This window comes from Myxococcus sp. CA023 (genome assembly GCF_010998615.1).
Classification (GTDB): Bacteria; Myxococcota; Myxococcia; order Myxococcales; family Myxococcaceae; genus Myxococcus.
This window is the reverse complement of sequence record NZ_JAAEAH010000005.1, coordinates 1-23603: the sequence shown is the minus strand read 5'-3', so window position 1 is coordinate 23603 and position 23603 is coordinate 1. Positions and strand designations below refer to the sequence as shown.

Annotated in this window: 23 protein-coding genes; 13 read left to right on the top strand and 10 right to left on the bottom strand. The window is 69.5% G+C overall.

The annotated features are described in order from the left end of the window. Positions 1-43 precede the first annotated feature (43 nt). On the bottom strand, positions 44-835 hold the full coding sequence (locus F8M74_RS02745; protein WP_141253635.1) for a MopE-related protein: 792 nt from the start codon (positions 833-835) through the stop codon (positions 44-46). A gap of 5 nt (positions 836-840) precedes the next feature. Next, the gene (locus F8M74_RS02740; protein WP_141253636.1) at positions 841-2049 is read right to left on the bottom strand and encodes a hypothetical protein; all 1209 of its coding nucleotides are present in this window, start codon (positions 2047-2049) and stop codon (positions 841-843) included. A gap of 195 nt (positions 2050-2244) precedes the next feature. On the opposite strand from F8M74_RS02740, the gene F8M74_RS02735 reads away from it, so the two are divergent. The 5 genes from F8M74_RS02735 (at position 2245) to F8M74_RS02715 (ending at position 6741) form a co-directional block, all read left to right on the top strand. After that, positions 2245-2685 (top strand): host attachment protein, encoded by a 441-nt coding sequence (locus F8M74_RS02735; protein ID WP_140860638.1) that lies wholly within the window; start codon positions 2245-2247, stop codon positions 2683-2685. 97 nt (positions 2686-2782) lie between these two features. Further along, complete coding sequence (locus tag F8M74_RS02730) at positions 2783-4678, top strand: methyl-accepting chemotaxis protein (RefSeq protein ID WP_141253637.1); 1896 nt, start codon at positions 2783-2785, stop codon at positions 4676-4678. A 10-nt stretch (positions 4679-4688) separates the two neighbouring features. Next, complete coding sequence (locus F8M74_RS02725; RefSeq protein ID WP_141253638.1) at positions 4689-5288, top strand: HAD family phosphatase; 600 nt, start codon at positions 4689-4691, stop codon at positions 5286-5288. Further along, positions 5285-6109, top strand: a complete 825-nt coding sequence (locus tag F8M74_RS02720) for a glycosyltransferase family 2 protein (RefSeq protein WP_141253639.1) — start codon at positions 5285-5287, stop codon at positions 6107-6109. Before F8M74_RS02725 ends, F8M74_RS02720 begins: the two co-directional genes overlap by 4 nt. A gap of 38 nt (positions 6110-6147) precedes the next feature. Further along, the gene (locus F8M74_RS02715) at positions 6148-6741 is read left to right on the top strand and encodes a hypothetical protein (protein WP_141253640.1); all 594 of its coding nucleotides are present in this window, start codon (positions 6148-6150) and stop codon (positions 6739-6741) included. A 17-nt stretch (positions 6742-6758) separates the two neighbouring features. On the opposite strand, the gene F8M74_RS02710 is transcribed toward F8M74_RS02715, so the two are convergent. The 4 genes from F8M74_RS02710 to F8M74_RS02695 all read right to left on the bottom strand — a co-directional run bounded on the left by F8M74_RS02710 (position 6759) and on the right by F8M74_RS02695 (position 12467). Continuing rightward, the gene (locus F8M74_RS02710) at positions 6759-7406 is read right to left on the bottom strand and encodes a glutathione S-transferase family protein (protein WP_141253641.1); all 648 of its coding nucleotides are present in this window, start codon (positions 7404-7406) and stop codon (positions 6759-6761) included. Between the two features lie 51 nt (positions 7407-7457). After that, complete coding sequence (locus F8M74_RS02705; RefSeq protein ID WP_141253642.1) at positions 7458-8057, bottom strand: adenylate/guanylate cyclase domain-containing protein; 600 nt, start codon at positions 8055-8057, stop codon at positions 7458-7460. 519 nt (positions 8058-8576) lie between these two features. Next, complete coding sequence (locus F8M74_RS02700) at positions 8577-10259, bottom strand: serine/threonine-protein kinase (RefSeq protein WP_141253644.1); 1683 nt, start codon at positions 10257-10259, stop codon at positions 8577-8579. 129 nt (positions 10260-10388) lie between these two features. After that, positions 10389-12467 carry a S46 family peptidase gene (locus tag F8M74_RS02695; protein ID WP_141253645.1) on the bottom strand — a complete coding sequence of 693 codons (2079 nt, stop codon included), beginning with the start codon at positions 12465-12467 and terminating at the stop codon, positions 10389-10391. A 134-nt stretch (positions 12468-12601) separates the two neighbouring features. Between F8M74_RS02695 and F8M74_RS02690 the strand changes: the two genes are divergently transcribed. Continuing rightward, complete coding sequence (locus F8M74_RS02690; protein WP_163884314.1) at positions 12602-13756, top strand: triacylglycerol lipase; 1155 nt, start codon at positions 12602-12604, stop codon at positions 13754-13756. Positions 13757-13786: 30 nt separating this feature from the next. On the opposite strand, the gene F8M74_RS02685 is transcribed toward F8M74_RS02690, so the two are convergent. Then, on the bottom strand, positions 13787-14920 hold the full coding sequence (locus F8M74_RS02685; protein ID WP_141253647.1) for a ferrichrome ABC transporter substrate-binding protein: 1134 nt from the start codon (positions 14918-14920) through the stop codon (positions 13787-13789). Positions 14921-15064: 144 nt separating this feature from the next. After that, positions 15065-15556 (bottom strand): DUF4442 domain-containing protein, encoded by a 492-nt coding sequence (locus F8M74_RS02680; RefSeq protein ID WP_228559172.1) that lies wholly within the window; start codon positions 15554-15556, stop codon positions 15065-15067. 118 nt (positions 15557-15674) lie between these two features. Between F8M74_RS02680 and dps the strand changes: the two genes are divergently transcribed. The 6 genes from dps (at position 15675) to F8M74_RS02650 (ending at position 20864) form a co-directional block, all read left to right on the top strand. Next, positions 15675-16226 (top strand): DNA starvation/stationary phase protection protein Dps, encoded by a 552-nt coding sequence (gene dps / locus F8M74_RS02675; RefSeq protein ID WP_141253649.1) that lies wholly within the window; start codon positions 15675-15677, stop codon positions 16224-16226. Between the two features lie 122 nt (positions 16227-16348). Then, complete coding sequence (locus F8M74_RS02670) at positions 16349-17191, top strand: SDR family oxidoreductase (protein WP_141253650.1); 843 nt, start codon at positions 16349-16351, stop codon at positions 17189-17191. Continuing rightward, positions 17188-17814 (top strand): glutathione S-transferase N-terminal domain-containing protein, encoded by a 627-nt coding sequence (locus F8M74_RS02665; RefSeq protein ID WP_141253651.1) that lies wholly within the window; start codon positions 17188-17190, stop codon positions 17812-17814. The genes F8M74_RS02670 and F8M74_RS02665 overlap by 4 nt, the downstream gene beginning before the upstream one ends. 67 nt (positions 17815-17881) lie before the next feature. Further along, entirely contained in the window at positions 17882-19348 is a 1467-nt protein-coding gene (locus F8M74_RS02660) for a YdiU family protein (protein WP_141253652.1), read from the top strand. A gap of 88 nt (positions 19349-19436) precedes the next feature. Further along, positions 19437-19967: an inorganic diphosphatase gene (locus F8M74_RS02655; RefSeq protein ID WP_141253653.1), complete on the top strand. Its 531-nt coding sequence runs from the start codon at positions 19437-19439 to the stop codon at positions 19965-19967. Beyond that, entirely contained in the window at positions 19968-20864 is an 897-nt protein-coding gene (locus F8M74_RS02650) for a CHAD domain-containing protein (RefSeq protein ID WP_141253654.1), read from the top strand. 54 nt (positions 20865-20918) lie between these two features. Here the strand turns inward: F8M74_RS02650 and F8M74_RS02645 are convergent, their stop codons facing one another. Beyond that, the gene (locus F8M74_RS02645) at positions 20919-21620 is read right to left on the bottom strand and encodes a DUF2490 domain-containing protein (protein WP_228559174.1); all 702 of its coding nucleotides are present in this window, start codon (positions 21618-21620) and stop codon (positions 20919-20921) included. 145 nt (positions 21621-21765) lie between these two features. Then, positions 21766-22098, bottom strand: a complete 333-nt coding sequence (locus F8M74_RS02640) for a hypothetical protein (protein WP_216619889.1) — start codon at positions 22096-22098, stop codon at positions 21766-21768. A gap of 167 nt (positions 22099-22265) precedes the next feature. Between F8M74_RS02640 and F8M74_RS02635 the strand changes: the two genes are divergently transcribed. Beyond that, entirely contained in the window at positions 22266-23522 is a 1257-nt protein-coding gene (locus tag F8M74_RS02635) for an Hsp70 family protein (protein WP_141253656.1), read from the top strand. The last annotated feature ends 81 nt before the right edge of the window (positions 23523-23603 follow it).

Below are 23603 nucleotides of genomic sequence, written 5' to 3'. Positions count from 1 at the left end.
TGAGTGCGGGATGGCGGACATTGACGCACGGGAGCCGACTTCATCACAGACAGACTCCGTTCACCTGGCAGCGCGGATAATCGTTTTCGTCATCCGACCTGAGAGGCCCGCACTGCGTTTCCGTGGGGCAGTCCGCGCGGTCCGCGCAGTCCACGAGCCCGTCCCCGTCATCATCCACGCCGTTGGTGCAGCTCATCTCCGTCTTCGAGCCCCCCTTGCACACGCACTGCGAACCACACGACTGGCCGTCGCAGTCCGCGCGGTCCTGGCAGTCCGTGAAGCCGTCCCCGTCGTCGTCCTGGCCGTTGGCGCAGTCCAGCTCCTGACGGCGCACGCACTCGCCATTCACGCAGTCCTGGAGGAAGGAACAATCATTGTTGCAGGCGCCGCAGTGGCCTGGGTCCGTCTTCAGGTCGAAGTCCTCGTCCGCCGTCCCGTCGCAGTCGTCATCCAGGCCATTGCAGATTTCAGTGCCGGGCAACACCTGCCCCACGCACGCGATGCTCGCCTCCCGGGTACAGATGGACTCACCGGCGTGACAGAGCCCCACGTCGAGCGTGCCTTCCGGCCCCGTGTAGCAGGCGGTCTCCAGGTTATCCACCAAGCCGTCGCAGTCGTCGTCCAGGCCATTGCAGACTTCCGCGGGGTCCGGCAGGCAGCAGTACCGCGGCCCGTTGTCGGGCAGAGACGTGCAGACGTAGCCGTCACCGCCGCAGTCGGCGGTCTCCGTGCACGTGTAGGGCACGTCGTCCGGGAAACTCACCGTACAGCCCACCGCGCCCACGACGAGCAACAGGCCACACCACACGCGCAGCCGGGATTCGAAGGTCTTCATAGGCTCTAGAAACTCCCGCCGACCATGAGGTGCAGGGACGAGGAGGCGCCGCCGCCGCTTCCGGGCGCCACGGACGTCGATGCGGGCGCGCTGCGCGCGGGCACCAGCACCAGCCACGCCACGCTGCCCGCCGTCACCGCGCCGCCGCCCACCAGCAGCGCCGTGGCCAGGTTGGCCTGGGACTGCGCGTCCAGCCGCTCCTTGCGGGTGACGTCGAACACGCCATCCCCATCCGCGTCGCCCCCACGCTTCTCCACGTCCTTGGCGGCCATGCCCATCACCACGCCCGCGCCCACCGCGGCCAGTCCCACCAGCGCGGTGTAAAGCGCGGGCCGCTTGAAGAAGGACTTGCGAGGCGCCTTCCGGGAAGACGCCACGCCGGCCACGGAATCATCGGGAGGTCCATCCGGCGCCGGACCGGAAATCTCCAGCATGACGTCCACTGTCTCGCGCGCGCCGGGCTTGAGGTCCAGGGTGCGCGTCTGGGTGCCGTATTCGTCCGCGGACACCTCCACCGCCACCGCGCCGGGCGCCTGGCGCACCTCCACGCTGCCCACGCCCACGATGCGCTCGCCCACCTTCACCACCGCCTGCGGCACGTTGACGTTCACCGTCAGCATCGCGCGCGGCCGGGCCAACGCCGTCAGGCGCTTGGACAGCATCGCGGCGGCTTCGTTCACGAAGTCCTCGTCACGCGGGTTGCGCCCTGTCACGAAGTCCTCGTGCACCACGCGGCGATCCCTGTCGTAGGTCCACGTCCGCAACGTCCAGCCCGCGTCCTCCAAAGACAGACGCGCGGTGGTCAGCAGGTCCGCGTCCAGCAACTCCGCGGGCTCGGCGAAACACGCGGCCTCCGAGCAACGCACCGCCGCGTCGTGGCCCTCCGCCAACCGCTCACGCGTCTCCACCAGGTCCGACGCCTGCGCCACCATGGCGGAGGACAGCGCCCCGCGCGCCAGGGCATCCAACCAGTTCGACGCCTGCTGCGCTCCCGCGCGCTCCGTCGCGTACAGCCCCACCAACGCGAAGCGAGGCAGGAGGTCCGCGTTGGGATTGCTGGGACGCAGGTCCAACCCCATGTCCATTCCCTGCTGCTCGGCGGGGGCGTCCGAGGTGAGGTCCAGGCCCAACCCACCCTGTTCCTGGGCCCACGAGGGGGCAGCCAGCAGCGCGAGCGCCAGCAGGGCGGTGACGGGAGCAACGGGAACACGCATGGCCCCCTTGTATCGCGACGCTCCGCGCAACGGAATGAGGCGCCCGTGGCGCCCCCAGTCCCCGCAAAACCCGTCAATGGCGCGCGGTCTGGCTGCCTGCCCTGCGCTCGGCGGGCGTGCGGCTCGTCTGGGGAAGCTTGCCTTGGCCCCGAGGGGTCCGCATCTCCCACTCTATAGCGCAAGGAGACGCACGACATGGCGAATGGGACGCTCTGGATTCTGGTGGGGAACGCAAGCCGGGCCCGCCTCTTCGCGACGGACGCGAAGGCGGAAGAGGACTGGCGGCTGGTGGAGGAGTTCCACCACGACGAGAGTCGGGCCCGTCAGGCAGAGCTGATTGAGCAGGCGGACAACCCCAATGCCGGCACCCTGCACGGCCCGCCGGCGGAGAACGAGCCCAATGGACGAAGGGAGCTGGAGCACGACCGCTTCGCCCGCGAGCTGTCCGTGTTCCTGGACAAGGCACATGACCGGCACGATTTCGACAAGCTGGTCATCGCGGCACCGCCGGGATTCCTGGGGAGGATTCGCCGCTTGCTGAGCGCCCGGGTCCGGCAGCGCGTCCTCCTGGACGTGGACTCGGACTACTCCAACGTCCCGGCGAAGGAGCTGCCCAACCGGGTGCCTGTCATCTGAGCAGGCAAGCGCGGGGGTGCCCTGGAGACGCGGGGCTCTGGTATAGGACGAGGGCCGACCTTTCTGGGAGGCCCCCGCACGCTGCCCGCCGCGCCACATGGCCCTTTCTCTTCCTGGAACCAAGTCCCTTCGTGGACGCCTCACGCTCTACGCGACGCTGCTGTCGGTCGTCCCGCTGCTGACACTGACCTGGCTCCAGGCCCGCAGCGCGCGGCAGGTGATGGAAGAGCAGATTCACGCGTCGCTGCTGAGCGAGGCCGAAGGCGTGAAGGACCTGCTGGAGTCGACGCTGGCCGAACGGGAGGCGAGCGCCCGCGGCTGGGCCGAGGACCCCGCGGTCCGTGCCGCGCTGCGGGGTGACGTGTCGCCCGCCGACGCCATGCTCGGCGTGCTCCAGAGCCGCTACCTCACCCTCAACGGCATCGTCGTCTTCGACGACACCGGCCGCGCCATCTCCGCCAACACCCCTGCCCTGCGCGACGAATACCTGCGCCGGCAGGACGAGGTGCGGCGCAGCCCCTGGTTCGCGGAGGCCCAGCAGGGGCGCACCAGCAGCGAGGGCATCACCGAGGAGCATCCCATCTTCACCGGCCACGTGCTATCGCTGGCCTTCCCGGTGCTGGACCCGGTCTCCAAGCACCGGATGGGCGTGCTGCTGGCCGCCTTCGACTGGGCGCACGTGGACCAGTTGGTGCAGCCGGCGCTGGCCCGTGCCCATCAGCGCGCACTGAAGAGCTTCGCGATTACCCTCCAGCGGCCGGACGGCACGCCGCTGTACGACTCACGCGGCGCGAACGCCCAGGGCAATGACGCGCTGCTGGCCGTCACGGCCGTCAACGGCACGGACGTGCGCGACGTGGCCGACGGCTGGCACTTCGTGGCGCGCGTGGACCCGGCGGAGGCCTACGCCCCGGTGGTGCGCGTGAACCGGGTGGCGCTGCTGATGGCGGTGGGCTTCATCGTGCTGGCCGTCGTGGGCGCGTGGCTGCTGTCGCACCGCATCTCCGGTCCCGTGCTGGCCCTGCGCGCGGCGGTGACGCGGCTGGTGAGCGAGGGCGACCTCACGCAGACGCTGGACGTGAAGGCCGGGAACGACGAGGTGGGCGAGCTGGCCGGCGCCTTCGGCCTGCTGGTGTTCCAGCTGCGGGAGACGGCGCAGAGCCTGCACTCCGGCACGCGCGTGCTCAGTGAGACGGTGGCGGAGCTGCAGACGGCGTCGACGCAGCAGGAGCGCAACGTGGCCCGTCAGGCCGCGGCCCTCCAGCAGACGCAGGTGACGGCGCAGGAAATCAAGCAGACGTCGATGCTGGCCTCGGAGAAGGCGGAGGACGTGCTCAATCGCGCCTCCGTGGCCGAAGAGGTGGGACGCGCGGGCGAAGGGGCCATCCGGGACAGCCTGGGCGGCTTCTCCGAAATCCTGTCCCAGGCCGAGCAGATGACGGAGCGCATCGCCCAGCTCAACGAGCGCACGCAGCAGATTGGCGGAATCACCCAGACAGTGAAGGACCTGGCGGACCAGTCCAACATGCTGGCGCTCAACGCCGCCATCGAGGCCGTCCGCTCCGGCGAGCACGGAAAGGGCTTTGGCGTCGTGGCGCGCGAGATTCGCAGCCTGGCGGACCAGTCCATCCAGGCCACGGACCGGGTGCGCGAAATCCTGGGCGATTTGAGCAGCGCCATCCTCTCCACCGCGAAGATGACGGAGCAGGGCTACACGCATATGGAGAGCGGCCTGGAGCAGGTGCGCGGCACCGGCGAGCGGCTGAAGGAGCTGGCCGCCATCATCCAGGACAACGCCACCGCGGTGCGGCAGATTGCCGGCGCGGTGAGTCAGCAGAACGCGGGCATCGCCCAGATTTTCAGCGCGGTCACGGACCTGTCCTCCATGATGAACGACACCCAGGAGAGCCTGGCGGCCACTACCCGGGCGGCGAAGTTGCTCCAGGATGTGTCCGAGCAGATGCAGGACGTGGCCCGCGCTTATCGCATCTGAAGGAGCATGCATGGCGCAGGTGAAGGCAGTACTGCTGGACCTGGGCAACGTCCTCGTCTTCCACGACAACACCCTGCTCTTCTCCCGGCTGGGCGCCCGCGCGGGCCTGGAGGCCGCGGAGGTGGCCCGGCGGCTGACGGGCGCGGGGTGGACGGACGCCAACCGGGGCGTGCTGGGCGCGGAGGGCATCCGCCAGGACGTGTGCCGCGCGCTGGACGTGGACCTGCCCATGGCGGAGTTCGCCCCGCTGTGGAGCAGCCACTTCACGCTGCATGATGCCGTGCTGCCGCGCATCGAGTCGCTGGTGGGCCGGGTGCGCCTGGGGCTGGTGTCCAACACCAACGCGCTGCACGTCGCCTACCTGCGTCCGCTGCTGCCGGTGCTCCAGCGCTTCGACAGCGTGGTGATGAGCTGCGAGGTGGGCCACGTGAAGCCGGAGCCGGACATCTTCCGGCTCGCGCTGACGGGCGTGAGCTGCGCCCCGGAGGAGGCCGTCTTCTTCGACGACCTGGCCGAATTCGTCCAGGCCGCCGAGGCCGTGGGGATTCAAGGCCGGCTCTTCACCACCGCCGCTGCCTTCGATGCGCAGCTCAAGGCCCTGGGTCTATGAAGCTGGGCGGCTACGTCCTCCACCGGAACAACCGGGACACGTTGGAGCCATGCCTGCGCGGGCTGCTGGCGCTCTGCGATGACGTGGTGGCGCTGGACTCCGGGGCCACGGATGGCTCGGCGGAGCTGGTGCGTTCGCTGGGCGCGCGCTCCGTGCCCCATGCGTGGCGAGGCTACGGCGCCGCGCGCGAGGCCGCGGTGAACGCCCTGGCGCCCTGTGACTACGTCTTCTTCCTCGACTCGGACGAGCTGCTGGGCCCCGAGGCGGTGGAGACACTGCGCGCGTGGAAGACCTCTTCGCCCACGGAGGCCGTGTACCGGCTGCCCCGCCGCGACTGGGCCGAGCTGGGGACGCACCGCTTCCGCTACCGCACGCAGTGGCGGGCGCGGCTGGTGCGCCGGGACAAGGCCGTGTGGCGGCCGGAGCAGATTGTCCACGAGGCCCTGCCGAAGCTGGCGGGCGGACGCGTCCGCGCCTTCATCGAGCACCGCTTCGCCACGTCGGTGGAGTACCGCGCGCAGAAGGAGGACCGCTATGCCTTGCTGTGGGCCCTGCGCGCCCATGCCGAGCAGCGCGGCCTCAAGCCCGTGGGCGTGCAGCGCCTGGCGTCCTGGGCACGCGACTGTCTGCTGAAGGGCGCGCTGTGGCGCGGCGGCGCGGAGGCCTCCCGCCTGGCATGGGCGGTGGCGGGTTACCACGCCACGAAGTACGCGTACCTGCGCGAGCTGCGCCAGGGCCGCTACCCGGAGCTGGTGCGGCTCTACGCGGAAGGCCGCTACGACGCGCTGTTCGAGCGCGTGCGCGACGGCGCGCTGAGCTGACAGCCATGACCAAAGCGTGACGAAATGACCGCACCGCCATGGCCCTGGCGGTGCGCGGGCTCCCTACGGTGGCGTCCTCTCCCCGACGTCCTCCGAAAGGTCTGCTCGTGATGTCCCCTTCCCTTCTCCCCCGGCTGTCGATGTGGGCGGCTTGCTGCACCCTGGGTCTGCTCGGCGCGTGCACGAGCGTGAACACCGCCCCCGCTGCCGCGTCGCTGTCCGTGCGTGAGCTGAACATCGTCGACGAGCACGGACAGGCGCGCATCCGCATCGCGGCGCCCATGCCCGACCCCAAGGGCCTCAAGCGCGCGGTGAAGGCCTACGGCATCCAGTTCATGAATGCGTCCGGGCAGGAGGTCGGCGGACTCGGGATGCTCGACAGCATCGGCATCAACGCCCTCTGCTTCGACAGCGAGGAAGGCTACGAGGCGATGTGCATGGGGCTCATCCAGGGCAAGCCCAACATCACCTTCCGGCACGACTGGAAGGAGCGCATCGTCATCGGCGTGGAGGAGGGCGTGGCGAGCATCGTCCTGCATGATGCGAAGGGCACGCCCCACCTGAAGCTCGCGGTGGACAAGGACGGCGCCACCCGGGTCGAAGAGGTGAAGCCGGCCCCCGCGAGCAAGTAGCGCGCTGGGAGGAAGGCTCAGTCGTACTTCGGGATGCCGGGCTCGCTCCGCCCTTCCTCGGTCCACTTCTGGAGCGCGGGCAGCGCGAGCACCGCGTCGCGGTAGGCCGCGCTCACCGCGTCCAGCGCCACGTCGTAGGTGACGAAGCGGGTGACGACGGGCGCGTAGAAGGCGTCCGCGATGGAGAAGCGGCCGAAGAGGAAGGGCCCTCCCTGGCCGAAGCGCCCGCGACAGTCATTCCAGAGGGCCTGGACGCGGGCGATGTCCTCCGCCACACCGGGCGCACGGCCCTTGCCCGGGCTGCGCGCGCGCAGGTTCATGTTCATGTGCTGCCGGAGCGCGCCGAAACCGGAGTGCATCTCCGCGGTGACGGCGCGGGCCACCGCGCGAGCCGCCATGTCCTGGGGCCACAGCTGGGCCTGGGGGAAGGCCTCCGCGAGGTACTCACAGATGGCCAGCGAGTCCCAGATGGCCAGGTCGCCGTGCTGGAGCACCGGCACGCGCTTGCTGGGGGAGTACCGGGCAATCCGGTCCTCTGTGTCCGGAACAGCCAGCGGAATCACCACCTCCTGGAAGGGCTGTCCCGTGTGGGCCAGCGCGAGGTAGGGCCGCAGGGACCAGGATGAGTAGTTCTTCGAACCGACGACAAGTGTGAGCTGGGGCATGGGGCGGCCTCTATAACGCCGCTCGCCCAGGCCCGCCCGCGCTTGTGCGCGTCAGTTCGCCGCGCTCCGGCGCCCCCAGAAGGAGCGCATGCGCGACAGCAGCGGCGTCCGGCGGCGGTGCTCGGGCGGGTCGATGCGGTAGACGGCCACGGGCAACCGGATGTTCTTCATCTCGCCACGGCCCAGGCGAACCGGCGGTGAAGCCAGGCGGCCTTCCACCTGACGCGCCACCGTCTCGCTGACATAGAGCGTGCCGGGACGGGCCAGCGCCTCGATGCGCGCGGCCAGGTTGACGCCTTCTCCAAACACGTCACCGTCGCGGTGGACCACCATGCCCAGGTGGACACCCACGCGCAAGACGACACGGCGCTCGGCGGACACGTCTCCGTTGCGGGCATCCAGGACGCGCTGCAATTCCAGACCGAAGTCCACCGCCGCGGGGCCGCCCTCGAACTCCAGGAGGAAGCCATCCTCCAGCCGCTTCACCTCGCGCCCTCCATGGCGCGGCAACAACTCACGGACGAGCAGCGCATGCTCATCCCGCATGTCGTTCTGGAGCGATTCGTCACGCCATGAGAGCCCATCAGGGCCTTCAATGCCCGTGAAGAGAATCGCCGATAGTTTCCCGGGTTCTGGAGCCTCCACCACCATCGCGCATCTCCCCTTTCCCCCCGGCACTGTCAGCGATGCTACATCACACAGGGCCCCCGGTCCCAGCCGAGCCCCCCTCTCGGCTGGAACCGGGCCCTGGACGGCCGTCCGCCCCGGGGGGACGCGGCCGTACACCGTGGGTCCACCGGCGATGACAGGCTCCCCCCGAGGGCCCCTTGCCCTCCCTGTGCCCGCATACGCTCGGTGTTGGACATGACATGAACCGACGTGTCAGTCCTCATCAGGATACGTAAACCCTGACGCGCCGCACCAACGCCCTGCTGCGTCCTGTCCGGGCGTGTCGGGCCTCGAACTCAGCAGGTCGGGTTCGGTCCGAGTCCTGACAGGGCACGGCCCCACGGTCCCGCCAGGCTGGGGCGCCCGCGAGGCCATCCTGCTGGCCAGGAGGCTCGGCTGGTCGCCCGAGGGGCGAGGCACGTTCTGGATTCAGCCCGAGCACGGCCTCGAACTCGAGGCACTCTCGGTCATCGCACCTGACGCCTCCACGTAAGGAGGACGCTACTCCGCGCCAGCAGCGGGCACGGCGTGCGTTCCTGACGCCTCCACGCGTGGATCCGGCCGTGGCCACACGGCGAAGGCCACGGCGGCGACGAGCGCCACCATCATCGCCACCGTGAGCGGAGTCAGCTTCCGCTTCGGCTGGGCGGCGAGCACGCCTGGCGAGGCGGACTGGGCCACGCCCGTCTTCGAGCGCAGCAACACGGTTGACCCCACCGCGCCCGCGCCTGGCGAGGGCGGCCCATTCCGGGCAGCGACCGGCGCGGAGGGCCCCCCTGCCACGGGCGCCCGCGCGATGGGCGCGGGGACCACCTTCGGTGACGCGGCACCGGGCTGTGCGCCCCCTGCTGGCGGACGTACGGGTGGAGCGTCAGCGCGGCGCGGCAACGGAGCAGGCGCGAGGGGTTTCTCTGGAGGGGGTTCCCCATGCGTCCACTCGGGCCCTGGAGACGCCGCGGAGGGCGGCCTCGCCACGGGCGAACGGGCGATGGGCGCGGGCACGACGTCCGCGGGCGCCACGACGGGCCGAGGCGGGGGCGCCTCCATCTCCGGCAAGGGCATCGCCTCGGCGATGGTCGCGGCGTCGTGGGCCGGGGCCACCACGGGCGCCGGCGCGGCCAGGCTGACCGTCTCCGACTCCCGGAATGGCGGGTTCGCGTCCGGAGGATTCACGTCGACGTCTTCGTCCTCCGTCCCGCGTCCCGAGCGCCTGCCGGGCACCGTCTCCGGCTTCGACTCCGGAGCCAGCTCCACCGCGAGCCGCGGCGTGCTCAGCGGCGTGAGCATCGGCACCTCGCCCATCGTCTGGAGCGCGCGCCCCGTCAGCGCGAAGATGAAGCTGGCCACGTCCGGGAAGCGGTCCTCCGGGCGCTTCTCCAACGACTTCTCCACCGCCGCGATGACGTGGTCCGGCAGGTCCGGCACCAGCGCCTCCAGGGGCTCCGGCGGATCATAGACGATGCGGTAGATGAGCTCCGGAAGGTTGCCGTTGTCCCGGAACGGAAGCCGGCGCGCCAGCATCTCGTAGACGAGGCACCCGAAGGCGAAGATGTCCGTGCGCGGGTCCACCTCGCCGTTCTTCCCGGTGGCCTGCTCGGGCGCCATGTACTGCGGCGTGCCCAGGAGGATGCCGCCCTGCGTGTGCACGCTCTGCGAGTCGATGACCTTGGAGATGCCGAAGTCGAGCAACTTCACATGCTCCATCATCACGCCGCCCACCTCGGTGGGCACGAGGAACACGTTGCCCGGCTTGAGGTCGCGGTGGACGATGCCCGCGCGGTGCGCGGCCTGGAGCGCCGAGCCCATCTGCCGCGCGCAGGAGAACACCTCCTCCAGCGTCATCGGGCCCTTGCGCAGCCTGCGCGACAGCGGCATGCCGCGCAGGCACTCCATCACCATGTAGGGTGAGCCATCCTCGAGGCTGTCGAAGTCGAGCACCTCGACGATGTTGGGGTGCCCCAGCTTCGAGGCAATCTCCGCCTCGCGCCGGAAGCGCACGAAGGCCTCGGCCCCCATGCCCGCGTCGTGGCGCAGCACCTTGATGGCCACCTGCCGTCCGCGCAGCCGCAGGTGGTTGGCCAGGAAGACGGTCCCCATGCCACCTCGGCCGAGGACGCCTGCAATCTCATAGGTCTCCCTCAGCACCGTGCCGAGGGGAATGTCATTGGGTTTGGAGGGAGCCATGAGTAACCGGTTTTCAGCTTTGAACCGGATTCTATCCTGCTCCCTCTGACATGCCTTGGCCACTGCGGCCAAGGCGTTCAGAAAGCCCAAATCCAATCCACAAGACCTCTCAGGTCTTGAGAACCGCGACTACTTCGCGGGAACGACTGCGGCGTCGCTGGCCGTGCGCAGCTCGTCTACCACGCGCCTGGCCCCGTAGACGTGCTCCAGCCCCGCCAGGATGCCCTCTCCGTGCACGGCGACCGCGCGGTTCGTCTCAGGAACGTACGCATAGCGGCCCCCCAGCGAGTGCAGGTTCCCATCGAAGATGAGCCCCACCACGCGCCCGTCGCGGTCCACCAGGGGCGAGCCGGAGTTGCCGCCGATGATGTCGTTGGTGGTGGCCACGTCGAACGGCGTCTGGGGCGGCACCTTGCCGCGCGCCTTCAACCAGGTGTCCGGGAGCTTGTACGGCTCCTTGCCGGTGTGCCGCTCATACGCGCCGCCAAAGGTGGTGAGCGCGGCCACGGGGCGGCCATTCTCATCCCAGCCCTTCACCTGCCCGGGGTTGAGGCGGAGGGTGAAGGTGGCGTCCGGATAACCGGAGGTGCCGTACACCGCGAGGTGCGCCTTGGCGATGCGCTCGCCATTGCGCTTGAGCACCGCCTCCACGGTGTCCTCGTAGCGCTTGCGCGCCGCGCGGGCCTCCGCGTCCACCTTGCGCGCGAAGAGAATCATCGGGTCCTTGGAGGCCTCCACCGCAGCCTTGCCGCCCTTGAGCAGCGCGGCGCGCACCTTCACGTCCCGCAGCTTCGTGCCACGCACCAGGGTGCGCGCCAGGTCGGCGGGCGCCTCGCGTCCGAGCACCAACTTGACGAAGGCGTCATCCGCCCCCAGCGTCTCGCGCACGCGGGTGAGGCCGAACGTCAGCAGCGCCTGGTCCAGCTCGGGGGTAACCGGCGCGTCGCGCAGGAGCTGCTGCTCCAGCGTGGGGAGCTGGGACTGGGTGTACTCGCGCAGCCGCTCCGCGTTGGGCCGCTCCTTCTCCTCGGCCACGCGCACCAGGTGCCGGGCCATGCGGAAGAGCTCGGAGGGATAGGCGTCCCCGGCCTCCTTCATGCGGTAGTCGGGCAGCATGCGGCGGTACGCATCCAGCGCCTGGGTGATTTCGTCCCACGCGCCGTCGGTGGCGGCCTTCACCTGCGCGTTGGCGTCCACCTTCTGGCGCAGCGCCGCCTCGTCCTGACGCTTGCCGGCCAGCAGCGCCGGGTCCGCCAGCGACTGGTGCCGCCCGCGCAGCGCCTTCAGCCCGTTCTCCACGCCGCGCAGCATGGAGCGCGTGGTGCGGTAGCGCTCCGCCGCCCCCCCGGCGTACTCGCGCAGCATGCCGCGCAGCTCGGCGAGCTGGAGCAACGTGTACGGCAGGTTGACGTCGCGCTGGAACTCCAGCTCGGCGACGGTCGCCTTGCGCTCGGTGCCACCCGGGTGGCCGGAGACGAAGACGAGGTCACCCTCCTTCGCGCCCTGCTTCGCCCACGGCAGGAAGTGCGGGCTCTTCGCGGGCGCATTGTCCTGCCACACGCGCAAGAAGGCCGCGTCGAAGCCGAAGCGCGGGAAGTTGAAGTTGTCCGGGTCACCGCCAAAGGCGGCCATGGAGAACTCGGGCGCGAAGACGAGCCGCACGTCCTGGAAGCGACGGTACTTGTACAGGTGATACTTGCCGCCGTTGAAAAGCGTCACCACGTCACAGCGCACGTCTCCGGACGTGGCGCAGGCGGCCTCCACCGCGGCCGTCTCCTTCTTCAACGCGGTGTTGAAAGCCGCGCCCGTGAGGCCCTTCGTCGCCGCGTTCATCCGCTCGGTGACGTCCGTCATCTCCACCAGCTGGTTGGCCTCCACCTTCGGGCAGCGCAGCTCCTGCGCGGCGCTCGACGCGTAGAAGCCCTTGGCCAGCAGGTCCTTCTTCGGCGAGGACAGGTCCTCGATGCAGCCGCGGATGCAGTGGTGATTGGTCATCACCAGGCCCTCTGGCGACACGAAGCTGGCGGAGCAGCCGCCTGCCAGTCGCACCGAGCCGAGCCGGACGTGGTCCAGCCACGCCTGCGTGGGCGTGAAGCCGTAGGCCTTGTTCACCGTGTCGGAGGGAAAGGCGTCGTAGGTCCACATTCCCTCGTCCGCCGAGGCGGGGAGGGACAGGAGCAGGCCGAGTGCGAGCAGTCTGCGATCCACGTGCGGGCGTCCTTCTGTCATGACTGGGAGTGGGGGTTGCCGGTTCTGGACTTGACGGCCGGCGCGCGTCAACCCCCGAGCGGAGGATGCATTCCCCACGGGTATCATGCGCCGCGTCAGATATGGTGGAGGCAATGCCAGGCAAGCATCGCGTCTACCTCGTCCCCGGTTTCTTCGGCTTCATCAACCTGGGCGAGCTCATCTACTTCGGCCACGCCCTGGACTATCTGAAGGACGAGTTGGCCCGCAGGCAGGTGGAGGCGGAGGTCATCATCGTCCTCTCCCACCCCACGGCCTCCATCCGCACGCGCACCGCGGACCTGCTCAAGGCCGTGCAGGAGACGGCGTCCGGAGACGACGGCCCCATCCACCTCATCGGCCACTCGACGGGCGGGTTGGACTCGCGCCTGTTCGTCAGCCCCGGCGCGCAGGTGGCGGAGGGCGTGGACCTGGAGTCCTTCGCCAGGCGCGTGCGCACCGTGACGTCCGTATCCACGCCGCACGCGGGCACGCCGCTGGCCACCTTCTTCATGGGCCTGTTCGGGCAGCGCATCCTCAAGCTGCTGTCGCTCTTCACCGTCTACGTGCTGCGCTTCGGCAGGCTGCCGCTGCGCGTGGTGTTCCGCTTCGGACACCTGCTGGCGCGAGCGGATGACCAGCTCGGGTGGAAGCCCACGCTGCTGGACCAGCTCTATGACCAGCTCCTGGGTGACTTCTCCTCGGAGCGCCGTGACGCGGTGTCGAAGTTCCTCAGCGACGTGGGCAACGACACCTCGCTGATTCCGCAGCTCACGCCGGAGGGCATCGACCTGTTCAATGCCAGCACGCTGGACCGGCCCGGCGTGCGGTATGGCTCGGTGGTGACGCAGGCGCGCCCGCCGTCGCTGCGCACGCGCATGGCGGCGGGGCTGGACCCCTACGCGCAGCTCACGCACACCATCTACGCGCTGACATACGGGCAGACGCAGCGGATGCCGCTCACGGCGCTGCCGCTGCACACGCCCGCGCAGACGGCGGCGCTGGTGCAGGCCTATGGCGCGATGCCCGGCCCCACGGCGTGTGACGGCATCGTCCCCACGCGCTCGCAGGTGTATGGCCGGGTGCTGGCCGCGGTGCGCGCGGACCACCTGGATGCGATTGGCCACTTCGACCAGCCCGCGCACCAACCGCCGCACGTGGATTGGCTCATCTCCGGCTCCGGCTTCCGCAGGCCCCAGTTCGAGTCGACGTGGAAGAGCATCGTCGACTTCCTGCTGGAGGACGAGCGCCCTGTCTTCACGGGGCCGTGACGACCGCGAAGACCTCCGCGTCCGGCAGGGTCAGTAGACGCCAATCAGGTGAATCTGCACGCGCGGATTCCCAAGGTATTCCTCCAGCCGCCATCGGCTGCGCATGCCGTCATCACGGATGCCCAGGCCGCCTCCGGGCTTCGGCGCCTCCGCGCTGGCGAGCGCGTCCCGGAGCTGGGACACGGCCCAGGAGTCGAATTTCGGGTCGCCGGAGCCTTCGAGCACCTTGAGGTCGAGCAGCTTCCCGTCGCGCGCCTGCCAGACCTCGACGATGGCCGCGAGCGCGAGCACCGGCGTGGTGACGTCCACCATGTACATGTTGGCCGCGCGTCCAGCCTCGACAGCCGCTTGCATGCGATTGCGCTGCTCCAACCGGTGGTCCCGGGGCTCGGCGACAATGGGACTGCCTGTCTTTCCGAAGCGCGCAATGGCATCCACTTGCTCGCGCTTCATTCGTGAGCCCAACACCTTCAGGTCCGGGGGTGGCGGGTTCACCAACTGCTTCGCGAAGCCTTCCCGCAACTTCGCGAAGTAGGGATGCGTGGCGCCGCTCGACGCGCGCGCCGTGGCGGCGGCGTCCTGGGCCCAGCCGTCCACACGCACCCGGGCCTCCTCGGCCTGCCGGACCGCCAGCGCCTTCGGGTCGGGGCCTTCGCCAGGGCGGAGCGTCCGTCCCGTCGAAGGGGGGCCGCCGCGCAGCATGCCGCCTCCCAGCAGGCCCTGTGGCTCCAGGTTGGGACGCTGCTGTGGGTGAGGGACGTCGCGAGGGACGTCTTGCGCCAGGGCTGGCGGCGGCTCGCTGGGGCCCGCTGGAGCGGCATCGGACGGAGGTGCCTCGGATGTGTCGGGGGCCTTCGTCGTGGTGGGGCGCGGACGCTCCGCGTGACGAGGCGGGTCCTCCTTCTTCGGAGGCAGGCGCGGGGGCGCTTCGTCAGGAGGCGGCTGGCGGGGCTCCGGCGCTGGCGGCTCGGGGGGAGGCGTCACGTCCTGGTAAACGACCTCCATCTCGACGGCACGTGGTTCCACGCGGCGCTGGCGGTCGTTGGGCTCGCTGCCTGACAGCGCCACGAAGAGCGCGACGTGCAGGAGCCCCGACACCAGGAGCATGAAAATCAGTTGAGCGCGCCGCGACACGGCGGACAGCTTGCCTCGACGGGTCACCACAGTGAAGCAGCTCCTTTTGACGGGTGCCCGGAGCTGACTCCTGCCTGCCAGCTACTCGCCTTCACCTCCCCTCAACGCTGGCGGTCCCGAACTTCAGTGCCGTCGCCGCCTGGTCCCAGCACAAGGGGGCAGCCCTACGCCGCCTCAGGCCTTCTTCATCACCGCCAGGAAGCGGGCATCCGCGATGTGCGTGCCCTCGAAGTCCTCCAGGCGAACGGGAATCCACTCCTGGGCCTTGTCCCCCTTCTGCCGGAGCGCCGCGTCCAGGGTGTTGAAAACCTCGGGAGACGGCTCGCAGATGGCGCGCACGCCGCCCTTCGCCTTCGCCTTGAATGACACCTGGAGTTCGTTCACCAGCGCCAGGTAGCGGCCGGGCGGAAAGCGGCGGAAGAGCCACACGCCCATGGTCAGCTCCATCACCGTCACCTGCACGCCCAGGTACACGCTGCCCACGTGGTTGCGCGTGCGCCGCTTCAGCGGCACGGACACCTGGGCCCGGGCATCCGATGCGTCCTCTACCCGGACGCCCATCACCGAGGACAGCGGGATGATGTTCTTCACCGCCACCGTCAGCAGCGCATTCGCCGCGCTGGGAGACACCTGGCGCAGCCGTTCCACGAGGTCGAGAGCAAGCATGGTCCGCCCATCATACCGACCGCGAGCCCGGCCGCCTGCCCCCCAGGCATCACGCATGGGCTGGCAATCCCGGAAGGAATCCCCACCTTGGAATGACCTTCTGGAGGAACCGCGCACCATGAACTTCCCAAGCCATGTGAATCTCCCCACCGACGCACGTGAGGAGCTCATCGATTCCCTCAACACCCTGCTTGCCGACGCCATCGACCTGCATTGGCAAATCAAACAAGCGCACTGGAACATCCGCGGCCGGCACTTCTACAGCCGCCACGAGCTGTTCGACGACCTGGCCAAGCACGTCCGCAAGCAGGCCGACGAGTTCGCCGAGCGCGCGGGCACGCTGGGCGGCTACGCCGAGGGCACCATCCGGCTGGCGGCCAAGAACAGCGAGCTGCCCGAATACGACCTGAAGGCCGTGGACGGTGACGACCACCTCAAGGCCCTGGTGGACCGCTTCGCCCGCTACGGGGCCAGCATCCGCACCGGCATCCACCGCTCCGACGAGCTAAACGACCCCGTCACCTCCGACCTGCTCACCCAGACGCTGGGCGAGGTCGAGCTGGACCTGTGGTTCCTGGAGAGCCACCTGCACGGCGAGCCCCGCGCGGGGGCGCGCCGCGGCGGGGACGTCCGGCCCCAGGACGCCTCCAGCCCCCCGTCCAACGCCTGAACGGAGCGTTGACCACCGGAAGGCCCCCGCGCGCCTGCTCAAGAGCAAGCGCGCGGGCGGGCTCCAGCGTATAGAAGGCGTCCTTTCGCGATGGAGGACGCCTTTTGACTTCACAGACGCGCATGGATGGGAAGGTGTGCCTCATCACCGGGGCCACCGGCGGCATCGGCCTGGAGGCCGCCAAGGCGCTCGCGCGCATGGGCGCCACGGTGGTGCTGGTGGGCCGGGACGCGGGCCGCACCGAGGCGGCCGTGGCCGCCGTGAAGGAGGCCGCCCCCAGCGCCCAGGTGGACTGGCTCCGCGCCGACCTCACCTCCCTGAAATCCGTGCGGGAGCTGGCGCAGACCTTCCGCGACCGCTACCCGCGCCTGGACGTGCTGCTCAACAACGCGGGGCTCATCATCGACCGGCGGCAGGTGACGGAGGACGGGCTGGAGGCCACCATGGCCACCAACCACTTCGCGCCCTTCCTCCTGACGAACCTGCTGCTGGACGTGATGAAGGCCACCGGCCCGGCCCGCATCATCAACGTCTCGTCCGATGCCCACGCCGCGGGCAAGCTCGACTTCGATGACCTGCAGAGCGAGCGGAGCTTCATCGGCTTCCGCGTGTACGGCACGTCGAAGCTGGCCAACATCCTGTTCACCCGCGCGCTGGCAAAGCGGCTGGAGGGCACGCAGGTGACGACCAACGCCCTGCACCCGGGCGTGGTGCGCACGGGCTTCGGTCACAACACCCAGGGATTCTTCCGCCACATCGTCAAGCTGGGCGCGGCGTTCATGATTTCGGCGGAGAAAGGAGCGCGGACGTCCGTGTATCTGGCGTCCTCGCCCGAAGTGGAGGCAGTGTCCGGGCAGTACTTCTACAAATGCCGTCCGAAGAAGCCGTCCTCCGCCGCGCGGAACGACGCGCTCGCCGAGCGGCTCTGGCAGGTGAGCGAGCAGCTCACAGGAGTCAAGGGATGATCGACCTCTACACGTTCGCGACGCCCAACGGGCAGAAGGTATCCATCGCCCTGGAGGAGCTGGGCCTCCAGTACAAGACGCACGTGGTGGACATCACCAAGGGCGAGCAGTTCAAGCCCGAGTTCCTGGACATCAACCCCAACAACAAGATTCCGGCCATCGTCGACCACGCGACGCAGGACCACCGTCCGATCAAGGTCTTCGAGTCCGGCGCCATCCTCATCTACCTGGCGGAGAAGACGGGCCAGCTGCTGCCCTCCAACCAGCGCGGCCGGGCGGAAGTGATGGAGTGGCTGATGTTCCAGATGGGCGGCGTGGGCCCCATGTTCGGCCAGCTCTACCACTTCGCCCGCTTCGCCCCCAAGAAGGTCCCCTACGGCATCGAGCGCTATCATGCCGAGTCCCGGCGGCTCGTCGGCGTGCTCGACGGGAAGCTGGGCTCCGGGGATTACGTCGCGGGCCGCTACTCCATCGCGGACATCGCGCTGTATCCCTGGGTGGCCGGCGCCCGCGCGAGCTTCCCCGAGCTGTTCCGGGGGAGCAGCAACGTCGTGCAGTGGCTCCACCGCGTGGGCAGCCGGCCCGCCGTGGAGCGCGGCATGAAGGTCCCCCAGCTCAAGTAGTCCCACGCAGCTTCCCGGAAGCGTGGTGGCTGGATGGCCGCCGCGCTTCCATGTGTTCTCCCCCGTCATGGCCACGCTCGAACAGCTCCGATTCGACAACACCTATGCCCGCCTGCCCGCTGGGTTCGGCGCGCGCGTCCACCCCAGTCCCTTTCCAGACGCGAAGCTGGTGAGCGTCAACCCCGCCGCCCTGAAGCTCCTGGACCTGACGCCCGAGGAAGCGCGGCGGCCGGAGTTCGTCGCGGCGATGGGGGGTGCAAAGCCTCTGCCGGGGATGGAGCCCTTCGCCATGGTGTACGCGGGGCACCAGTTCGGCGTGTACGTGCCCCGGCTGGGCGACGGCCGCGCCCTGCTGCTGGGCGAGGTCCGCGACGCCGCCGGGGCGAAGTGGGACTTGCACCTCAAGGGCGGCGGGCCCACGCCCTTCTCGCGCGGGGGTGACGGACGCGCGGTGCTGCGCTCCACCATTCGCGAATACCTGTGCGGCGAGGCCATGCACGGCCTGGGCATCCCCACCACGCGGGGCCTGGGCATCCTTGGCAGCCAGGCCCCGGTGTACCGCGAGGCGGTGGAGACGGGCGCCATGCTGGTGCGCATGGCGCCATCGCACGTGCGCTTCGGCACCTTCGAGTTCTTCCACTACACCGAGCAGACCGAGCACGTGGCGACGCTGGCCGACCACGTCATCACCGAGCACTTCCCCCACCTGGCGGGCCAGGAAGGCCGCTACGCGCGCTTCTACACGGAGGTGGTGGAGCGCACGGCGCGGCTGATTGCGCAGTGGCAGGCGGTGGGCTTCGCGCACGGGGTGATGAACACGGACAACATGTCCATCCTGGGCCTCACGCTGGACTACGGACCCTTCGGCTTCCTGGACGACTTCGAGCCGGGCTTCATCTGCAATCACTCCGACGACCGGGGCCGCTACGCATTCGACCAGCAGCCGCGCATCGGCCTGTGGAACCTCGCGTGTCTGGGCGAAGCGCTGCTCACCCTCATCTCGGAGGATGAGGCCCGCGCGGCGCTGGCCACCTACCAGCCCGCCTACAACGCGCACTACGTGGACCGGATGCGCGCGAAGCTGGGCCTGCGAGAGACGCGCGACGAGGACCGCGAGCTGGTGAGCGACCTGTTCGCCCGCATGGCCGAGGCCCACGTGGACTACACGCGCTTCTTCCGCGCGCTGGGCCACTTCGCCTCGACGGACGGCGCGGACACACATTCAGTACGTGACATGTTCCCCGCCCCCGAGGGCTTCGATGCCTGGGCCGGGCGCTACCGGGCGCGGCTGGCCGCCGAGGGCAGCGTGGACGCAGAGCGCCACGCGCGCATGACGCGGGTGAACCCCAAGTACGTGCTGCGCAACTGGGTGGCGCAGGAGGCCATCTCCCGCGCGGAGGCCGGGGACTTCTCGCTCGTGGACCAGCTGCTCGGCGTGCTGTCGGACCCGTTCGCCGAACACCCCGACGCGGAGGCCTACGCGGCGGCGCCTCCCACCTGGGGCCGGCACCTGGCGGTGAGCTGCAGCTCCTGAGGCCGCCCCACGGGCGAAGGTTGAAGAAGCGAAGATTCCGCCCGGCCACGGTTGCCGGAACACGCGGCAGGCGCAACCTTTGCTGTCTATGGTGACGGACCTCACCCGGTTGCCCCTGCGAGGGAAACAAGGCGCCTTTCACGTCATCGTCGAGTCTCCCCGAGGCTCCACGCTGAAGCTCAAGTACGACACGGCGCTCAGGGCCTTCAGCCTCTCACGGCCGCTTCCCAGGGGCCTGAGCTATCCCTTCGACTGGGGCTTCATCCCCTCCACCCAGGGGCCGGATGGGGACCCGCTGGATGCGATGGTGTACTGGGACGACGCGAGCTTTCCCGGCGTGGTGCTGCCCTGCCGTGCGCTCGGCGTGCTCCAGGTGGAGCAGAACACGGGCGACGGCGGACGCGAGCGCAATGACCGCATCCTCGCCGTTCCCATCAGCCCGTCCCGCGCCGGACACCTGACGGACTATCAGCAACTGTCACAGCGCGAACGAGAGGAGTTGGAGCACTTCTTCCTCGCCGCCGTGCGCTTCGAGGACAAGGACGCGCGCATCCTGGGCTGGGAGGGGCCGGAGGGTGTCGAGCGGATGCTCCGCCAACACGCACGCACGGAGGAATAGATGGCTCAACCCACGCCCATCCGAGGACTCGGGCCCGACAGCCGCCTGGGAGACGCCGCGCGCCGCATCCTCGCGGGCCGGCTCGCGGACGTTCGCAAACCGGAGGCCGGCTTCCAGGACGCCGTGGATGACGAGTCCGTCCATGACATGCGCGTGGCCACCCGGCGGCTTCGCGCCGCCCTCAATGTATTCCGCTCCCTGGGCGGCATGAAGAAACTGGAGCGCGACGTGAAGCGCATCCAGGACGCGCTGGGGGGCGTTCGGGACGTGCACGTCCAGTCCGCGTGGATGGAGAGCGTGGCCCGGAATGTGAGCAAGAAGCCCCAGGTGCGCGCCGGCATCCTGACCCTGCGCAAGAAGCGGCTGTCCGAGCTGGCGACGCACGAGACGCGCCTGCACGCGGAGCTGGAGCGCTGGGTGGACAGGACGGTGCCGCGGCTCTTGCGCAGGATGGACGGGCTCGATGACGGGCACCGCTTCGCCGGCCGCCGCGTCCGGGACGAGCTGCGCCAACGCCTCAAGCGCGTGCAGAAGCGAATCGACACGTACGTGGACTCGGCCGACGCGGCGTCCGCCCACGAGCTGCGCAAGGAGCTGAAGCGGCTGCGCTACGAGCTGGAGATCTTCCAGCCGGCCGTCCGCCGCACCCTGGACGCGCTGCTGGAGATGCTCGTGCCGCTCCAGGACGGCCTGGGCGAGCTGCACGACGCCGACGTGCGCCTGGAGCTGTTCGAGCGGCTGGCCGCGGAGTCGGCGCCGCGCGAGCGCAAGTCCGCGCGGGCCCTGCTCCCCCTGGTCCGGGAGGAGCGAACGAAACGCGCGGCGGAGATTGCCCGCGAGGTCCAGCGGTGGCGCACGGAAGAGATTCCCAAGCGCTTGCGCCGCATGTTGACCTGAGGTCACAGCGCGTGTGTCGGGTTTCCCCAACGTCGCGCGCTATTGCGCATTCCGTTACATGTAATTGAAGGGCATGGCGACGGAGAGCGTATGGATGAGTTGCTCGGTCTCCGCATAGGGCCTGCGCGTGAAGACGTTGAGGTAGCCCACCTCCACGGAGGAGTGGTCCCCGTACTTCCAGCCCGCGCCAACGAACACGCGGTTCATGTCGAAGCCGGCGCTGGGGCCATTCGCCACCGAGCTGAGGTGGTAGAAGACCTCATCCCAGACAATCAACGACAGCCGCCCCTCCGCGGCCACGGGGTGCGCACCGCGCAGCATGACGCGGCCCCGGTGGGAGACCTCCGTCGTTCCGGGCAGGAAGCGCTGCTCCAGGCGGGCGCGGAGCGTGCCCCGGACCTGGCCGAACTTCGGCGTGTAGAGGAACTGCTGGAAGAGCCGGCTTTCGCCCTGACGCAAGGCCGGGTCGCCCTCCCAGCGCCACAATGGAAACCAGCCCTGCCCCAGCCACAGCGACATGTCCTGGGCCAACCGTACGCCTCCCGCCGAGCGGAGGATGCCGCGGGCGTCGTCCTTGCCGAAGCGCGGCTGGGCTTCCAGGTAATAGAGGAGGTGTTCCCCGATGCCACCCTGCACCGACACCGTGTACCAGAGCTGGGCTTCCGCACGGACGGGCCGGGCCTCCACGGTGCGAAAGGGGATGACGAGCAACAGACCGATGAGGGGGAGCCAGGTCGCCGTGCGCATGATGCTCATGCCTAGAGCACGACACGTGCACTGGCTCAACTGGACAACGCGCGAGTGCGGTCTGACCGACGATGCCGCGGCCGCTTCGCACACCCCGAGGCTGGAATGACGTGTCCGCCATTCACCGTGAGGAAGGACGGACGGCCCAGGCAGGCTACTGCGTGGGCTGCTGGGAGCCCGGGGTGGACTGGCCACGCTCCGGAGCAGCCGGCGCAATGGGCTGGACCTGGGAGGTCACCTCGATGCGCACCGCATGGGGCGCGGGCGCCACGGCCATTGGCTGCTGTGTCTGCTGGCGAAGCTGCTCGACCTGCTGACGAGCCTGCTGATTCTGCTGCTGGGCGCTCTGCTGGGCCTGCGACACCTGGCCGTTCACCGCAGACTGCTCACTTGCCTGCCCTTGGTTCCCCCGGTCGCGTTCTTCACACGCCGTCCCCAGCGTCAGCGCCGCAGCGCCCGCCAACAGCCATCCCGCGCGAAATCTCATTGGCTGCCTCCCGTCTACATGCACGTCCCAGAAGAAAGATGGCGAGCGGCGTCCTCGCGCCACCCCACATCCGCTCCAGGCGTCCGCCCTCCCGGCCGCCCTCCTCCCACTGGTTGGTGCACGAAGCGCTACCCATGGATGGGGTTTAACGGTAAGGGGCGCCCCCCATGCGTGCGTGCGGACTCGATTTCGGAACCAGCAACACCGCCGCGGCCCTGCCTGACGGCACGGTGCTGTCCCTGCAACCCCATACCTCGGAGGCCCGTCTCTTCCGCTCCGTCCTCTTCTTCCCGGACGACGAGCAGGACATCTACGCCGGCGCCAGCGCCATCCAGCGCTACCTGGAGGACAACACCGGACGCTTCATCCAGTCCGTGAAGTCCTTCCTCCACTCCAGCTCCTTCCGCGCCACCCAGGTGAAGGGGCGCACCTACACCATCGAGGAGCTGGTGGCCGTGCTGCTGCGCCGCGTGCGGGACGCCGCCGCGAGCTCCATGGGTGGCGCGCCCGAAGCCGTCGTGCTCGGCCGGCCCGCCGTCTTCACGCCGGACCCGGAGGCGGATGCCCTGGCCCAGCAGCGCCTGCTGCGCGCCGCGGAGCTCGCGGGCTTCCAGCACGTCCAGTTCCTCATCGAGCCCATCGCCGCGGCGCTCGCCTATGAGGCGCAGCTCACTCGCGACGAGCTCGTGCTGGTGGCGGACTTCGGCGCCGGCACCACCGACCTCACCCTGATGCGCCTGGGCCCCAGCCGCCGCGGCAACCCGGACCGCCGCCAGGACGTGGTGGGCTCCACGGGCGTGCGCATCGGTGGTGACCGCTTCGACGCGGAAATCATGCGCCACAAGCTGCTGCCCCGCTTCGGCGCCGGCTCCACCTACCAGGTGCGCGGTTTCAGCGACAAGCGGCTGCCCATTCCCCAGCACATCATGGCCAAGCTGCTCACCTGGCACGAGATGTCCTTCATCCGGGAGAAGTCGACCCAGGAGCTGCTGGAGACCATGCTCAACACGAGCGACCGCAAGGCCGAAATCCAGGCCCTGTACGACCTCGTCATGGACAACCTGGGCTACCGCCTGTTCCGCGCCATTGAAGCGGCCAAGGTGCGCCTGTCCCAGGAAGACACGGCCACGGTGGACTTCGAGGAAGCCCGCATCACCCTCCACGAGCCCATCACCCGCGAGGAGTTCGACACCTTCAGCCAGCCCCTGCTGAACGAGCTGGACCAGTGCACCGCGGGCCTGCTGGAGAAGCACGCGGAGGCGCAGGACATCGACGCGGTGTTCCTCACCGGCGGCTCGTCGCAGATTCCCGCGGTGCGCCAGCTCTACGTGCGCCGCTTCGGCGAGGGGCGCGTGCGCACGGCGGATGCCTTCACCTCCGTGGCCGAAGGGCTCGGGCGCGCCGCGGCGCACCTGTCCGTCTGAGCCGGACGTCCGGGGCTGGGCCTATGGGCCCACGTCCACGGTGCGGCTGAGCCACCCCACCCGTCTCTTATACCCATCTCC

Excerpts from the sequence above, each read along its gene's own strand:
- F8M74_RS02725 (WP_141253638.1), top strand. The coding sequence starts at position 4,689 with ATGGCGCAGGTGAAGGCAGTACTGCTGGACCTGGGCAACGTCCTCGTC.
- F8M74_RS02730 (WP_141253637.1), top strand. The coding sequence starts at position 2,783 with ATGGCCCTTTCTCTTCCTGGAACCAAGTCCCTTCGTGGACGCCTCACG.
- F8M74_RS02680 (WP_228559172.1), bottom strand. The coding sequence starts at position 15,556 with ATGCTTGCTCTCGACCTCGTGGAACGGCTGCGCCAGGTGTCTCCCAGC.
- F8M74_RS02635 (WP_141253656.1), top strand. The coding sequence starts at position 22,266 with ATGCGTGCGTGCGGACTCGATTTCGGAACCAGCAACACCGCCGCGGCC.
- F8M74_RS02645 (WP_228559174.1), bottom strand. The coding sequence starts at position 21,620 with ATGAGCATCATGCGCACGGCGACCTGGCTCCCCCTCATCGGTCTGTTG.
- F8M74_RS02715 (WP_141253640.1), top strand. The coding sequence starts at position 6,148 with ATGGCCCTGGCGGTGCGCGGGCTCCCTACGGTGGCGTCCTCTCCCCGA.
- F8M74_RS02690 (WP_163884314.1), top strand. The coding sequence starts at position 12,602 with ATGCCAGGCAAGCATCGCGTCTACCTCGTCCCCGGTTTCTTCGGCTTC.
- F8M74_RS02705 (WP_141253642.1), bottom strand. The coding sequence starts at position 8,057 with ATGGTGGTGGAGGCTCCAGAACCCGGGAAACTATCGGCGATTCTCTTC.
- F8M74_RS02670 (WP_141253650.1), top strand. The coding sequence starts at position 16,349 with ATGGATGGGAAGGTGTGCCTCATCACCGGGGCCACCGGCGGCATCGGC.
- F8M74_RS02655 (WP_141253653.1), top strand. The coding sequence starts at position 19,437 with ATGGTGACGGACCTCACCCGGTTGCCCCTGCGAGGGAAACAAGGCGCC.
- F8M74_RS02640 (WP_216619889.1), bottom strand. The coding sequence starts at position 22,098 with ATGAGATTTCGCGCGGGATGGCTGTTGGCGGGCGCTGCGGCGCTGACG.
- F8M74_RS02745 (WP_141253635.1), bottom strand. The coding sequence starts at position 835 with ATGAAGACCTTCGAATCCCGGCTGCGCGTGTGGTGTGGCCTGTTGCTC.
- F8M74_RS02740 (WP_141253636.1), bottom strand. The coding sequence starts at position 2,049 with ATGCGTGTTCCCGTTGCTCCCGTCACCGCCCTGCTGGCGCTCGCGCTG.
- F8M74_RS02720 (WP_141253639.1), top strand. The coding sequence starts at position 5,285 with ATGAAGCTGGGCGGCTACGTCCTCCACCGGAACAACCGGGACACGTTG.
- F8M74_RS02665 (WP_141253651.1), top strand. The coding sequence starts at position 17,188 with ATGATCGACCTCTACACGTTCGCGACGCCCAACGGGCAGAAGGTATCC.
- F8M74_RS02710 (WP_141253641.1), bottom strand. The coding sequence starts at position 7,406 with ATGCCCCAGCTCACACTTGTCGTCGGTTCGAAGAACTACTCATCCTGG.
- F8M74_RS02650 (WP_141253654.1), top strand. The coding sequence starts at position 19,968 with ATGGCTCAACCCACGCCCATCCGAGGACTCGGGCCCGACAGCCGCCTG.
- dps (WP_141253649.1), top strand. The coding sequence starts at position 15,675 with ATGAACTTCCCAAGCCATGTGAATCTCCCCACCGACGCACGTGAGGAG.
- F8M74_RS02700 (WP_141253644.1), bottom strand. The coding sequence starts at position 10,259 with ATGGCTCCCTCCAAACCCAATGACATTCCCCTCGGCACGGTGCTGAGG.
- F8M74_RS02660 (WP_141253652.1), top strand. The coding sequence starts at position 17,882 with ATGGCCACGCTCGAACAGCTCCGATTCGACAACACCTATGCCCGCCTG.
- F8M74_RS02735 (WP_140860638.1), top strand. The coding sequence starts at position 2,245 with ATGGCGAATGGGACGCTCTGGATTCTGGTGGGGAACGCAAGCCGGGCC.